Raw genomic sequence first — 12,830 nt, 5'->3', positions numbered from 1 at the left:
GATGGGAGCGCCGTTTTTATTGGGCTGAAACTGCTCGCTCATGCCGCGATGGCGTCGCCCATTTTCTGACGCAACTTTTTCATTGCATTCTTCTCGAGCTGGCGAATGCGCTCGGCGCTGACGCCATAGACATCGGCCAGATCATGCAGGGTTGCCTTGTTCTCTGCCAGCCAGCGACGCTGCAGGATATCCCGCGAGCGCTCGTCAAGGCCTTCGAGCGCCAGCTGCAAACGGCGTGTGGAATCTTCCTCGAAATCGCTGTCTTCCAGCTGTGTTGCCGGGTCAGACGCCGCATCATCAAGAAAATGCACCGGCGCCTGATAGGCACTGTCTTCGTCTTCGCTGGGCGAGGCGTCAAACCCTGCATCGTAGGAGGACAGACGCCCTTCCATATCGCGCACAACGCCTGGTTTAACGTCGAGATCCTTGGCAATCGCCTCGACCTCGTCGTTATTGAGCCAGGCAAGACGCTTCTTGGCGCTGCGCAGGTTGAAGAACAGCTTGCGCTGGGCCTTGGTCGTGGCAATTTTGACGATACGCCAGTTACGCAGCACGAACTCGTGAATCTCGGCCTTGATCCAGTGCACGGCAAACGACACCAGCCGAACGCCTTGATTGGGATCGAAGCGCTTGACGGCTTTCATCAAGCCGACGTTACCTTCCTGAATTAAATCGGCTTGCGGTAGACCATACCCCGAATAACTACGGGCGATATGTACCACGAAGCGCAAATGCGATAGTACCAAACGTCGCGCTGCTTCCAGATCGCCTTCATCGTGCAGGCGGAACGCAAGCTCGCGCTCTTCATCGGCACTGAGAACTGCAATGCCGTTGACCGCTTTGATATAGCCACCCAGGTCGTGGCCTGGGGAAAGCTGTCCCACCGGTAGAAGACTAGTGCTCATGTGCAGGTGGTCTCCCTGTAACCCTTACGTGGTTTAGTGTGTCACTGTGACCTTGCCGTATGGACAAGGTTCCCTCGCCGTCGCCTGATGAGCAACGCGGGCCTTTCAGCGCGGGCGGATACTGGCAAGGTGCCGCGATACGGCGAGCCATGCCCCCAGCCAGCCAAGTAGTGTACTGCAAGATAGCAACATTGTGGAGCCTGTCACGTCCAGTTGAGGCAATGAAAAGCTGGCACCGTAGCTCGCCGCCAAGGCGGCCACCGGCATCGACAGCCAATGGTTGCCCAACGTCAGCAGGCCAAGCGCCAGCACCCCGCCGCCAACGCCGTACCAGGCGCCGCTGTACAGGAAGGGACGCCTGACAAACGCATGGGTCGCGCCGATCAGCATTACCACTTCGATTTCACGCCGTCGGCTCTCCACCGACAGGCGGATGGTATTACCCACCACCAGCAGCACGCCCAGACCAAACAGTACGCCCAGCGCCAATGCCACCCGCGTGCCCAGCGCCGCCAAGTGGCGCAGGCGCTCGACCCAGGCCAGGTCGACGCGTACTTCGTCGACACCGGCCAGGCTCTCCAAGCGCTCGGCAAGGGCCTGCATGAGGTCAGGGTCAACGCTACCCGGACGCACCACAATACTGCTCGGCAGGGGGTTATCCTCAAGCCCGGAGAGCGCATCTTCTACGCCCAGGGACTGCTGAAAGTCGGCCATGCCCTGCTCGGCGCTGACAAAGCGGGTGCTTTGCACGTCAGTATCCGCACTGACGGCCTGCTCAATGCGCTTGGCCTCCCCAGACGCGACCCCGGTGTCGAGATAAACGGTGAGCGTCGCGCTGTCATCCAGTTCCGCATCCAGCAGCCGGGCGCTATCCAGCGTGAGCCACAGCGCCGCCGGCAGCACCAGGGCAATGGCGATGGCCAGCATGGTGAGCAAATTGCCCAGCGGGTAGCGGATCAGGCGATGCAGACTGTCGATCGCCATCGCCCGGTGGTGCCTACCCCAGGCGCGCAGGCGGCTGGATCGACGCGGCTGCTGCGATCGTGCGCCCTGCTTTTGAGGGCGCTGGGCTTCCTGGGTCGCCGCGCGGGGACGCCCTGAGCGAGGCGCGGCGCCTTTGGGTTTGATACCGGTGGGTCGTTTCATGCGGCCCCCTCGTCCGCCACCAGGCGGCCATCGCGCAGGCGGATCATCCGATGCTGGAGCCGCGCGATCAGCGCCAGGTCGTGACTGGCGATCACCACCGTCGTGCCGATACGGTTAAAATCTTCGAACAGTGCCATGATGTCGGCCGACAGCTGTGGGTCAAGGTTACCCGTCGGTTCGTCGGCAAGCAGCAGGGCGGGCTTGTTGACGACCGCCCGGGCGATGCCGACGCGCTGCTGCTCACCGCCGGACAGCTCGATGGGCAGCGCTTTCTCGCGGTGCAACAGCCCGACTTTATCAAGGGCCGCACGAACGCGGCGGGCGGACTCGCGGGGTTCGATGCCCTGAATGTCCAGCGGCAACGAGACGTTGTGGTAGACACTGCGATCAAAAAGCAGCTGGTGATCCTGAAACACCACGCCAATCTGTCGGCGGTAAAACGGCACCTGGCTGGCGTGCAACTGGGCAATATCATGCCCCGCCACCACCACTCGCCCGCGACTGGGTTTTTCCAGGCGCATGATCAGGCGCAGCAGCGAGCTCTTCCCCGCGCCGGAGTGGCCGGTGAGAAACACCATCTCGCCTCTCGCCACGCGAAAGTTGAGGTGCGATAGCGCTTCGAAGCGCCCTCCGTAGCGCTTCCCCACATGCTCAAAGGCGATCATGGGTTGGCATCGTCTCCCTGACGGTCGAACAGCGCGTTAACGAAATCCTTGGACGCGAAGGGCCGCAGGTCATCCAGCCCCTCACCCACGCCGATATAGCGGATCGGCGTTTTGAGCTGCTTCGCCAGGGCGAAAATAATCCCCCCCTTGGCGGTGCCATCCAGCTTGGTCAGCGTAATACCGCTGACCGGCACGGCCTCGTTGAAGGTGCTGGCCTGGGAGATGGCGTTCTGCCCGGTTCCGGCATCCAGCACCAGCATGACTTCATGGGGCGCTGTTTCGTCGATCTTCTTCATCACCCGATGGACTTTTTTCAGCTCTTCCATCAGGTGGCCCTTGTTGTGCAGACGACCGGCGGTATCCGCGATCAGCACATCGACGCCGCGCGATTTAGCCGCCGACACCGCGTCATAGATCACCGAGGCGCTATCGGCCCCGGTATGCTGGGCGATTACCGGTACGCTGTTGCGCTCTCCCCATACCTTGAGTTGCTCCACGGCGGCGGCACGGAAGGTGTCGCCGGCGGCCAGCATGACGCTTTTGCCCTCACGCTGAAAACGCTGGGTGAGCTTGCCGATCGTGGTGGTCTTGCCCACGCCGTTGACGCCCACCACCAGGATCACGAAAGGGCCGTCGCTGTCTTTCTCAAAGCTGAGCGGCTGGGTGACCGGCTCGAGCATGGCCGCCAGCTCTTCCTGGAGACCGCGATACAGCGCCTCGGGATCCTTCAGCTCTTTACGCGAGACCCGGGCTTCCAGCCGCTCGATAATCTCGCTGGTGGCCTCGATGCCCACGTCGGCCATCAGCAACTGGGTTTCAAGATCTTCAAGCAGCTCGTCGTCGATCTGCTTTTTGCCCAGGAACAGATCGGCAATGCCGTCGGTCAGGTTCGCGCGGGTTTTGCCCAGGCCCGACTTGATACGCGCAAGCCAGCCTTTCTTTCCCCCCTTGTCGGCCACCGGCTTGTCCTGCAGCGCCGGCTTTTGGACGGGCGCTGGCTCTGGCGCTGGCGCTGGCTCTGGCTCTGGCTCTGGCTCTGGCTCTGGCTCTGGCTCTGGCTCTGGCTCTGGCTCTGGCTCTGGCACAGGGTCAGGCGCCGTCGAGCGCGCGTCAACGTCGGCTTCCTCATGCTCGGCGCTTTGCGGGTCAGACTCTGGCAAAGGCGCTTCATCGGCCGCCTGCTCTTCCGACACATCGACCTGTGACGCGTCGTCCTGCTGTTTTTCCCGCTGGGAATCCTGCTTTTGTTTACGCTTGAAAAAACCAAACATTGAGGTCATCCGACTGATAAAAGTGAAGAATGGGATTATCCTACCACCGCCAACCAAGACTTTGGATAAGGAGCCCGCTACAATCCGCGTTATGACACGACAACGCTCATCTCGCTCATCGACATCGCGCCGCCCGGCGGCCAAACCGCCTGGCAAGCTGCGCATTATCGGGGGTGATTATCGCCGCCGCCAGCTGCCGGTTCTCGACCGTCCCGGCTTACGCCCCACGCCCGACCGGGTTCGTGAAACCCTGTTCAACTGGCTTGGCCAGGCCCTGTACGGCAAAGCGGTACTCGACCTGTTTGCCGGCACCGGCGCGCTGGGGATCGAGGCGCTGTCCCGCGGCGCCGCGCAAGTCACCTTTGTCGAGCGTGACCGCCAGGTGGCCGAGCACATTTCCCGTAACCTCGAGACCCTCAATGCGGACAAGGGCCAGGTGACCGCTGCCGATGCCGAACGCTTTCTGGCACAGCCCGCCGCCCCCTACGACGTCGTCTTCCTCGACCCTCCCTTTCACCAGGGCCTGGCAGCCGAGTGCTGCCGCGCGCTGGAAACGGGGGGCTGGCTGGCGGCGGACGCGATGATCTACCTGGAAACCGAACGCGACCTGGCCCTGGAGGTGCCCGCGCACTGGGCGCTGCATCGCGAGACCCACGCCGGTGAAACCACGGCCCGGCTCTATCAACGCCACGCCCGGTAATCAGCGCTTGCGGCATCGCATTCCGGGCGTTACGCTCGCTTCAACGATTTTTACCTATTGGTTTTTCAGGCAAGCATGTCGCTTGTTTTTATCTGGAGGTGGGCATGAGCCTAGAATTATTCAATCAGCTTGAACAGCGCGTTACCGATACCGTCGAGGCGCTGGAAATGATGAAGCTGGAAAACGAGACCCTGCGCAATGAAAACACCCAGCTCAAGCAGGAACACGAAGAATGGGAGCGCCGCCTGAGCGCGCTGCTGACAAAATTCGATGACGACCCGTCTTAAATAGACCGCGACATCAATAGCGCACTCTCGCGTCCGGCGGCGCCCTCAGCCGCCGGGTAGTAATCCCGTCGCATACCGTCCTGTTGAAAGCCTGCGCCTGCATAGAGCTTGCGCGCTGACGCATTGCTTTCTCGCACCTCAAGCAGCACTCGCTCGCTTTGCCAATCGGCTGCCACCGCCAGCACCGCACCGAGTAATTCGCCGCCAATCCCTGCGCCACGACGCTCGGGCAGCACGCCAATGGCCTGCAGTTCGGCATCGAACGGCAATCGGGCCAGCAACGCATAACCGATCAGTTGGCTTTCCTGCCAGCGTCCCGCTACATAGACCGTATCGTCGATCAACGCCTCTGTCAGCAGAGCTTCGCTGACGCCGCTCTGGGCGCGCGCTTCAAGCGCCAGAAGCGCCGGCGCGTCAGTGCGGTAAAGCTCAGCGATCATCTTGTGCCAGCGACGCTGCCTGCCAGTCTTTCGCCAGGGCGCACAGCTCAGGCCACAAAGCGCGCTTGGCCGCAGGGCTTTCCAGCAATGTGGTCAATGCCGGCGCCTGCCAGACCGGCAGGCCCAGGGTGCGACTGCGATCGGCCTCCACATCCAGCACCGTCGACAGCGACTCGCTATCCGGGTCAGCAACGTCGGCGCCCCACCACAGTATCTTTTCCAGCTGCCAGTGTCGGCGACTGGCCGCGCCGCTGATAAAGGCGGTGACGCCTTCGCGGGCTTCTTCCAGCGGGTCGTCCGACACAAAGGCGTTGGCCATGGGCGGCCATTTGAACCGCGTGACCTCCGGCAGCGTGCCGTCTGCAAGCCCCGCCGCCTGACATATATTGGCGAGTAACCGCTGGGCGGCCGCGCTGAGATCCCCGGCGTGCAGGCTTAGCCAGCGTCCACCGATACACACGCACGACACATGAAACGTCAGGGGCTTGGCGGGCGCTGCGTGAGGTGACGTAGCGGGTGCCTCGTCAGGCGTTGACGTCGCAGGCGCTTCTGCAGGGTTGGCCGGGGCCTTCTGACGATCGTCAAGCAGGGCACGCACCGCCGAGGGTGACGCGGGCACGTCGTCAACGACAGGCGGCGGGTCGGCGGGTTTGGGCGAAGGCGCATCATCCAAAAGCGCCTGCAAGCGCTCGCGCGGCGGGGTTGTCGCCGCCGGCGTATCATCCCACTCGCAGGCTTCGGTCGGCCGTGCGTTGGGCAGTTGATAGCGGCACGCCCAGGCGGTAATGCCCATGGCCTCCAGGTAATGCCGACGCGCAACCTCTGGTGTCACTGCCCGCCCCCTCGACAGTTCGGCGAGTCAGGGCGCTGGCCACGACGCACTTCCCATTCGTGGGGGGTATACAGATGAAGGGCGAGCGCGTGTACCGGACCCGACAGTTCGTCGGCCAGCAGCGCATAGATTTTCTGGTGGCGCTTGACCGGCATCAGGCCGTCAAAGCTATCGCTCACCAGGGTGACCTTGAAATGCGTCTCGGCGTTCGCGGGCACGTTGTGCATGTGGCTTTCATTTTCTACCTGCAGCACGTCGGGCGCGAGCGCCGATAACTTCTGCTCTATCTGTGTCTGCAGCGTCATGGAAGCTCTCCTTAGGTCGGAAACCCTTCCATTGTACGCGCTTACTGGCCGCCAGACGATGCCCGACGCGCAACCAGCGCGCGCTGCGCAAGCGATACCCGGGAAAGGCTCGCCAGCAGCGCCAGCAGCGTGGTCGCGGCGCCCAGCCACAGCGTTACCTGCACGGGAAGCCCCAGGGCCAGCGCGGCACCGACCAGCGCCACCCCCACCGACTGGCCCACCGTGCGTGTGGTACTCATCACCCCGGACACGTTGGCGCTGCGCTCGGGCGGCAGGCTGCTCATCATTTCGCGATTGTTGGGCGGCTGGAAAAGGCCGAAGCCGATGCCGCACAGCGCGGTGCGCCAAAGACTCCCGGCAACGCCCGTGGAAGAATCGACCAGCGCCAGCGCAATCAGGCCGATGATCAGCAGCACCAGGCCCGTGCTGGACAGCACGCTGGGATTGATGCGGTCGGCCAAGCGCCCGGCCAGCGGCCCCACCAGCATGATGGCCAGCGGCCAGGGCGTGAACAGCCAGGCGGTTTCCAGGGGCGAAAAGCCCATCTGTTCCTGATAGAAGAACGACAGGGCGACAAACGTCAGCCCCTGGCCGATAAAGGCAAGCCCAGAGGCCGAGACCGCCAGCGTAAAGCGCTTTTCATTGAATACGCTGAGCGGCAGCAGGGGATAAGGCGCCCGGCGCTGGCGTTTGATAAACAGCGTGCAGGCCAGCACCGCCAGCACGCCCCAGCCGCCGCTCTGCCACAACGGTGCCGCATGACCCACGGCATCCATGGCCAGAAAGAAGCTCGCCAGCATCATCATCGACAACAACGCACCCAGCACGTCGAACCCGCCCTGGCGCGGCGCTTCCCTAGGGAGCGCACGACGGGCAAGCCACAACGAACACACGCCAAGCGGCACATTCAGCGCAAACAGCCAGGGCCAATCGGCAAACGAAAGGATCACGCCGCTGAGCGTGGGGCCAGCCGCGTAGCCTCCGGCCACCACCAGAGCACTGAGCCCCAGGGCACTGCCCAGCAAGCGCGAGGGAAAAATCGCCCGATACAGCGACGGCCCGATGGATAGCGTCGCCGCCGCCCCCAGGCCCTGCAGCGCGCGAAACACAAGCAGCGTTTCCAGGTTGCGCGACAGCGCCGCCCCCAGCGCGGCCATGACAAAGGTGGCCAATCCGACCAGGTACAGCCGCCGCCGAGTCACCAGCTCGCTGATGCCGGCAAACACCAGCAAAAACGCGGCGCACACCACCTGAAATACGTTGGTTATCCACACCGCCCGGGAGGCCGACACGTCCAGGTCAGCGGCAATGGTGGGCAGGGCCAGATTGATCATGGTGGTGTCGACCACCGCCATCAGCGTACCGGTCACCAGCGCCAGTACGGCCAGAACGCGCTCGGGTCCCGGCAGGCCGTCATCGCCGGGTCGGGTTTCAAACAATCGCATGCAGGTGAGTTCCTAAACGGCCCCATTGAAACAGCGAAACCGGCCAAAGCCGGTTTCACGATACGCTAACACCAAGACGGCGACTGCTAGTCCTGTTCGTTATCAAGCAGCAGGGCATCATCGACGTCGGATATTTCAAGGGCCGTATCATCATCAAGGTCGATAGCGAGGTAGCTATGCTCGATGCGCAGAAACGTCTGAAACAGCGACCAATCGAGCTTCTCGGGCCACTGACGTTCATCCTCTTCCCAGGCGCGCAGCTCGGTCTCCAGGATTTCCACATACCGTTCGCGAACAAACGTCTCCAGCGCTTCGGGCGTATCCATCTCCGGGATGAGATACACCGTGCTTTCACGTTCGACGTCGTCCAGGGTCAGGTCGTCGTCTCCCATGGTGGGTTCGAGCGCATTGATCCAGTCCACAAAGGGCTGGGTCGGCCTGACGCTCAGGGCGGAGCGATTAAGCAGTTTCATGGGATTCTCCTCGCCGTCGAAACGTGGTCATTATGGGCGCTAAATCGCGCCCTTACCAACTTTTCATCCGCAAAACGTACGGCTGGATGCGTTTAGTCTACCTCGGGGCGCATCGCGGGGAATAACAGCACGTCGCGAATCGAGGGGCTGTCGGTAAACAGCATCACCAGGCGGTCGATACCGATCCCTTCACCCGCCGTGGGCGGCAGACCGTACTCCAATGCGCGGACGTAGTCCGCGTCGAAGTACATGGCTTCCAGATCGCCCGCGTCTTTCTCGGCGGCCTGTTCGCGGAAGCGCTCGGCCTGGTCTTCGGCGTCGTTGAGCTCCGAGAAGCCATTGGCAATTTCACGCCCGCCGACAAAGAACTCAAAGCGGTCGGTGACGAAGGGGTTGGCGTCGTTGCGCCGCGCCAACGGGCTGACCTCAGCCGGGTACTCGGTGATGAAGGTGGGCTGGTCGAGCTTGTGCTCGGCCACGTCTTCAAAGATTTCGGTCTGGAGCTTTCCAAGCCCCCAGCTGTCCTTGACCTTTATGCCGCATTTTTCCGCCAGCGCCCGTGCCGCGTCGAGGGAATCCAGATCGCTTTCGGTGATGCCGTCGCCGTGGTCGAGTATCGCCTGGCGCAGGGTCAGGCGATTGAACGGCTTGCCGAAGTCGTAGCCGGCCCCCTGGTAGTCGATCGTGGTGGTTCCCAACACTTCCTGGGCGGCCGTGCGCAGCATCGCTTCGGTCATGTCCAAAAGGTCGTTGTAATCCGCGTAGGCCCAGTAGAACTCGACCATGGTGAACTCGGGGTTGTGCCGAGTGGACAGCCCTTCGTTGCGGAAATTGCGGTTGATTTCAAAGACCTTCTCGAAACCACCGACCACCAGACGCTTGAGGTACAGCTCCGGCGCAATGCGCAGATACATGTCGATATCCAGCGCATTATGGTGGGTGACGAACGGCCGAGCGGCCGCCCCGCCGGGGATCGGCTGGAGCATCGGCGTTTCGACTTCCATGAAGCCGCGCGCTTCGAAGAAACGGCGCATGGAGCTGATCACCGCCGCGCGGGTCTCGAACACCTTGCGCGACTGGGGGTTCATGATCAGGTCGACGTAGCGCTGGCGGTAGCGAGCTTCCTGGTCGGTCAGGCCGTGAAACTTGTCGGGCAGCGGGCGCAGGCTCTTGGTCAGCAGCTGAGCCTCTTTCATCATCACGTACAAGTCGCCCTTGCCCGACTTGTGCACCGGGCCGTGGGCGGCGACGATATCGCCAATGTCCCAGCTCTTGATGTCGTCCAGCACGTCGGCAGGCAGGCCTTTCTTGTCGACGTACAGCTGGATCTGGCCCGCTACATCCTGAATCACGATAAAGGGCCCCCGCTGTCGCATGACGCGCCCCGCCACCGAGGCGTGATGATCCAGCGCCTCGAGCTCGGCTTTATCCTTTTCGCCCAGCGCATTGTGCAGCTCGACGGTCAGGCTATCGCGGCGAAAGTCATTGGGAAACGCACTCTTGCCCTGCGCGGCCGCGCTGTCGCGACGCGCAGCAAGCTTGGCACGCCGCTCGGCGATCAGGTGGTTTTCGTTGTCTGCGGAAGACGCGTCTTGATTAGCCATCGGGCACCCTGTAAATGATCAAACCCTGAAAAGATTACAAACCTTGCTTGAGACTGGCGACGATAAACTGGTCCAGATCGCCATCGAGCACTTTTTCGCAGTTGCTCGACTGGACGTTGGTACGTAAGTCCTTGATGCGCTGGTCGTCGAGCACGTACGAACGGATCTGGCTGCCCCAGCCGATATCGGACTTGGCGTCTTCCGCCTGCTGCTTGGCCTCGTTGCGCCGCTGCATCTCGTGTTCCCACAGCTTCGCCTTCAACTGTTTCATGGCGAAGTCCCGGTTGGCATGCTGGCTACGCTGGCTCTGGCACGCCACGACAATGCCGCTGGGCTCGTGGGTAATCCGCACCGCCGAATCGGTGGTGTTGACGTGCTGGCCGCCCGCGCCGCTGGAACGATAGGTATCCACGCGCAGGTCGGAAGGGTTGATGTCCACTTCGAAGCTATCGTCAATTTCCGGCGACAGAAAGACCGAGGCAAACGACGTATGCCGACGACCGCCGGAGTCAAACGGGCTCTTGCGCACCAGCCGGTGAACGCCGGTTTCGGTACGCAGCCAGCCGAAGGCGTAATCGCCCTGGATATGCAGCGAGGCCGATTTTATCCCCGCCACGTCACCGGCGGAAATTTCGATGATATCCGCCTTGAAACCGTGGCTTTCGGCCCAGCGCAGGTACATGCGCAGCAGGATATTGGCCCAGTCCTGCGCTTCCGTGCCGCCCGACCCTGACTGGATATCCAGATAGGCGTTGTTCTGATCCATCTCGCCGGAGAACATGCGCCGAAACTCGAGCTTCTCGAGATTGGCCTGCAGGTTATCCAGCTCCTTGCGGACTTCGTCGACAGTCCCTTCGTCGTCTTCCATTTCGGCAAGCTCGAGCAGATCCTGGCTGTCGCCCAGCCCCTGTTCAAGGTCGTCAATAGTGGCCACGATCGTCTCGAGGGAGGCTCGCTCTTTACCAAGCTTCTGCGCGTAGTCCGGATCACTCCAGACGTTAGGGTCTTCCAGCTCGCGGGTGACCTCTTCTAGCCGATCCTGCTTCTCGGCATAGTCAAAGATACCCCCTAAGAACCTCTGTCCGTTCAGACAGGTCCTTGATCTGGAGGTGAATCGGGTTAGTTTCCAACATGGAGTGCCCTGGCCTTCATCAGTAAAAAAGTTCAGTGAAACGCGCTTCGAGAGAAACACGCGCCGCTGGGGTGATAAGCGATCAATCAGCGCTTAGCGTCCCAGCGGCGAAAATCTGTGACGCGTATTGTAACGAAAGCCCGCGCCTACCGCATCCATCTCACCGACTTTAGCACTGTCGCAAAAAACCCGGCCGAAGCCGGGTTTGGGTCGATGTAGCCTGACGCTAACGTCTCAGAAGCGGTAGGTCAGTTGGGCACCGAAGCCGTGGGCTTCGTTTTTGTAGTCGGCCGAATAAGTTGCGCCGCCGGCGCCATTCAACAGGTCGTTGCGGTCTTGTTCAACAAAGGTGCCACGCTCGCTCAGGTAGGAGTAAGCCACATCGATGGTAACGTCATCGGTCGGCGTCCAGCCTGCACCTAGCGAGAATATACGCCGGTCGTCGGACGGAATGCGCACGCTACGGTCGTCGTCGTTGGTCGGCGTAAAGTCGAGCGATACCCCGGCGCGTAGCGCCAGCGTTGGCGTCAGCTGGTACTCGCCGCCAGTGGCAAAGGCCCAGGCGTTGGAATAGTTTTGCTGCTCATTGGTGATCGGTCCGCCTTGATCATCCACGACGCGGATTTCCTCGAACTGGCTCCAACGCACCCAGGAGGCGCCGAACATCAGTTTCAAGCGATCGCTCATCTGCTGTGTCAACGAGAAGTTGACCGTCTCAGGCGTCGTCAGGTCCAGGTTGGCAGCGCTGGAGCGAACCACGGTCCCTGTGGGGCCGGTGGCGCTGAAATCGCCTTCCAGCTCATAATCCACTTTCGAGCGATAGGTCAGGCCCAAGGTGGTTTCAGGCACCGGCTGATAGATCACCCCGAGGTTATAGCCCCAGGCTTCATCATCACCGTCCACACGGGAGTCAATGTCGGCACTCGGATTGTACGTCGCCTCGCTGGGTACCTGGCGACGTAGTTCACCTTCTACCTGGTTGTAGGTGATACCCGCCCCGACGGACCACTGGTCGTTGAACCGGTACGATACCGTTGGCTGGGCACTCGCCACCGTTACCTCGGTAAAGTTGCCGAAGTAGCGGCCCTGGAAGTCGTCCTCGTAATCGGTCTTGGAGCCGAAGGGCGCGTATACCCCAAACCCGAAGGCCAGCTTGTCGTTGACCGGGTGAGCATAAAACGCATAGGGAATCAGGGTGCCAGGCACCATGTCACCCTCATTGCCGCCGGGTACCGCGCCTACCGGCACCTGTGAACCAGTCGGTGCCCCGCCCTGAGCGACGCCTGCATCTAGCGTGCGGCTGGCCTGCACATTAGAAAGCTCACTATTGACGTTCAGATATGTCCCACCGGCGGAAATCTGCGCGCGATCCAGGAACGACATGCCGGCGGGGTTACCGTACACGATGGTCGCGTCTTCCACATTCGAGCTGCGCCCCGCGTGACCATAGCCCTGGCCACTGACACTCTGCTCGTTGATTTGATACCCACCTGCCTGGGCTTGGCTGGCGAAAGCGGCGGCGGCAACGGCGGCTGCCAGGGCGAGCTTGTTGAATTTATTGTGCATAGTGGGCCTCTCTTCCCGATGATCCGACGAGATGGCGTTCATCCGTCATGCTTTTTTTG

General features: G+C 61.8%; 14 protein-coding genes. 2 read left to right on the top strand and 12 right to left on the bottom strand.

The annotated features are described in order from the left end of the window. Positions 1-38: 38 nt before the first annotated feature. From rpoH to ftsY, 4 genes are all read right to left on the bottom strand, one after another. Positions 39-905 carry an RNA polymerase sigma factor RpoH gene (rpoH, locus tag QC815_RS10475; RefSeq protein WP_230447232.1) on the bottom strand — a complete coding sequence of 289 codons (867 nt, stop codon included), beginning with the start codon at positions 903-905 and terminating at the stop codon, positions 39-41. Positions 906-1,010: 105 nt separating this feature from the next. Beyond that, complete coding sequence (gene ftsX / locus QC815_RS10470; protein WP_309768379.1) at positions 1,011-2,051, bottom strand: permease-like cell division protein FtsX; 1,041 nt, start codon at positions 2,049-2,051, stop codon at positions 1,011-1,013. Continuing rightward, entirely contained in the window at positions 2,048-2,716 is a 669-nt protein-coding gene (gene ftsE, locus QC815_RS10465; RefSeq protein WP_230447234.1) for a cell division ATP-binding protein FtsE, read from the bottom strand. Before ftsE ends, ftsX begins: the two co-directional genes overlap by 4 nt. Next, positions 2,713-3,987, bottom strand: coding sequence for a signal recognition particle-docking protein FtsY (gene ftsY / locus QC815_RS10460; RefSeq protein WP_309768376.1), 1,275 nt, complete (start codon positions 3,985-3,987; stop codon positions 2,713-2,715). The genes ftsE and ftsY overlap by 4 nt, the downstream gene beginning before the upstream one ends. 91 nt (positions 3,988-4,078) lie before the next feature. Here ftsY and rsmD point away from each other — a divergent pair, with 91 nt between their 5' ends. Further along, positions 4,079-4,687 carry a 16S rRNA (guanine(966)-N(2))-methyltransferase RsmD gene (rsmD, locus tag QC815_RS10455; RefSeq protein ID WP_230447236.1) on the top strand — a complete coding sequence of 203 codons (609 nt, stop codon included), beginning with the start codon at positions 4,079-4,081 and terminating at the stop codon, positions 4,685-4,687. Between the two features lie 104 nt (positions 4,688-4,791). Continuing rightward, complete coding sequence (zapB, locus tag QC815_RS10450; RefSeq protein ID WP_085918314.1) at positions 4,792-4,974, top strand: cell division protein ZapB; 183 nt, start codon at positions 4,792-4,794, stop codon at positions 4,972-4,974. On the opposite strand, the gene QC815_RS10445 is transcribed toward zapB, so the two are convergent. The 8 genes from QC815_RS10445 to QC815_RS10410 all read right to left on the bottom strand — a co-directional run bounded on the left by QC815_RS10445 (position 4,971) and on the right by QC815_RS10410 (position 12,771). Beyond that, the gene (locus tag QC815_RS10445; RefSeq protein ID WP_309768373.1) at positions 4,971-5,414 is read right to left on the bottom strand and encodes a GNAT family N-acetyltransferase; all 444 of its coding nucleotides are present in this window, start codon (positions 5,412-5,414) and stop codon (positions 4,971-4,973) included. The genes zapB and QC815_RS10445 overlap by 4 nt on opposite strands. Then, positions 5,404-6,246, bottom strand: a complete 843-nt coding sequence (locus QC815_RS10440) for a hypothetical protein (protein WP_309768371.1) — start codon at positions 6,244-6,246, stop codon at positions 5,404-5,406. Before QC815_RS10440 ends, QC815_RS10445 begins: the two co-directional genes overlap by 11 nt. Continuing rightward, the gene (locus tag QC815_RS10435; protein ID WP_230447239.1) at positions 6,243-6,551 is read right to left on the bottom strand and encodes a BolA family protein; all 309 of its coding nucleotides are present in this window, start codon (positions 6,549-6,551) and stop codon (positions 6,243-6,245) included. Before QC815_RS10435 ends, QC815_RS10440 begins: the two co-directional genes overlap by 4 nt. 41 nt (positions 6,552-6,592) lie before the next feature. Then, positions 6,593-7,996, bottom strand: coding sequence for an MFS transporter (locus tag QC815_RS10430; protein WP_309768368.1), 1,404 nt, complete (start codon positions 7,994-7,996; stop codon positions 6,593-6,595). Between the two features lie 86 nt (positions 7,997-8,082). Next, positions 8,083-8,469, bottom strand: coding sequence for a hypothetical protein (locus tag QC815_RS10425; RefSeq protein WP_230447241.1), 387 nt, complete (start codon positions 8,467-8,469; stop codon positions 8,083-8,085). 92 nt (positions 8,470-8,561) lie between these two features. Beyond that, a complete protein-coding gene (gene lysS, locus QC815_RS10420) occupies positions 8,562-10,073 on the bottom strand; it encodes a lysine--tRNA ligase (RefSeq protein ID WP_309768366.1) in 1,512 nt (503 codons plus the stop codon). Between the two features lie 34 nt (positions 10,074-10,107). Further along, a protein-coding gene (gene prfB, locus QC815_RS10415) for a peptide chain release factor 2 (protein ID WP_340330875.1) occupies positions 10,108-11,206 on the bottom strand; the annotation gives its coding sequence in 2 pieces (ribosomal slippage) (positions 10,108-11,130 and positions 11,132-11,206; 1,098 coding nt in all). Between the two features lie 233 nt (positions 11,207-11,439). Continuing rightward, positions 11,440-12,771, bottom strand: coding sequence for an OmpP1/FadL family transporter (locus tag QC815_RS10410; RefSeq protein WP_230447243.1), 1,332 nt, complete (start codon positions 12,769-12,771; stop codon positions 11,440-11,442). Between the last annotated feature and the right edge of the window lie 59 nt (positions 12,772-12,830).

The sequence above is a fragment of the Vreelandella gomseomensis genome, from assembly GCF_031451645.1.
GTDB classification, from domain to species: Bacteria; Pseudomonadota; Gammaproteobacteria; order Pseudomonadales; family Halomonadaceae; genus Vreelandella; species Vreelandella gomseomensis.
This window is presented reverse-complemented; position numbering and strand designations above follow the sequence as displayed.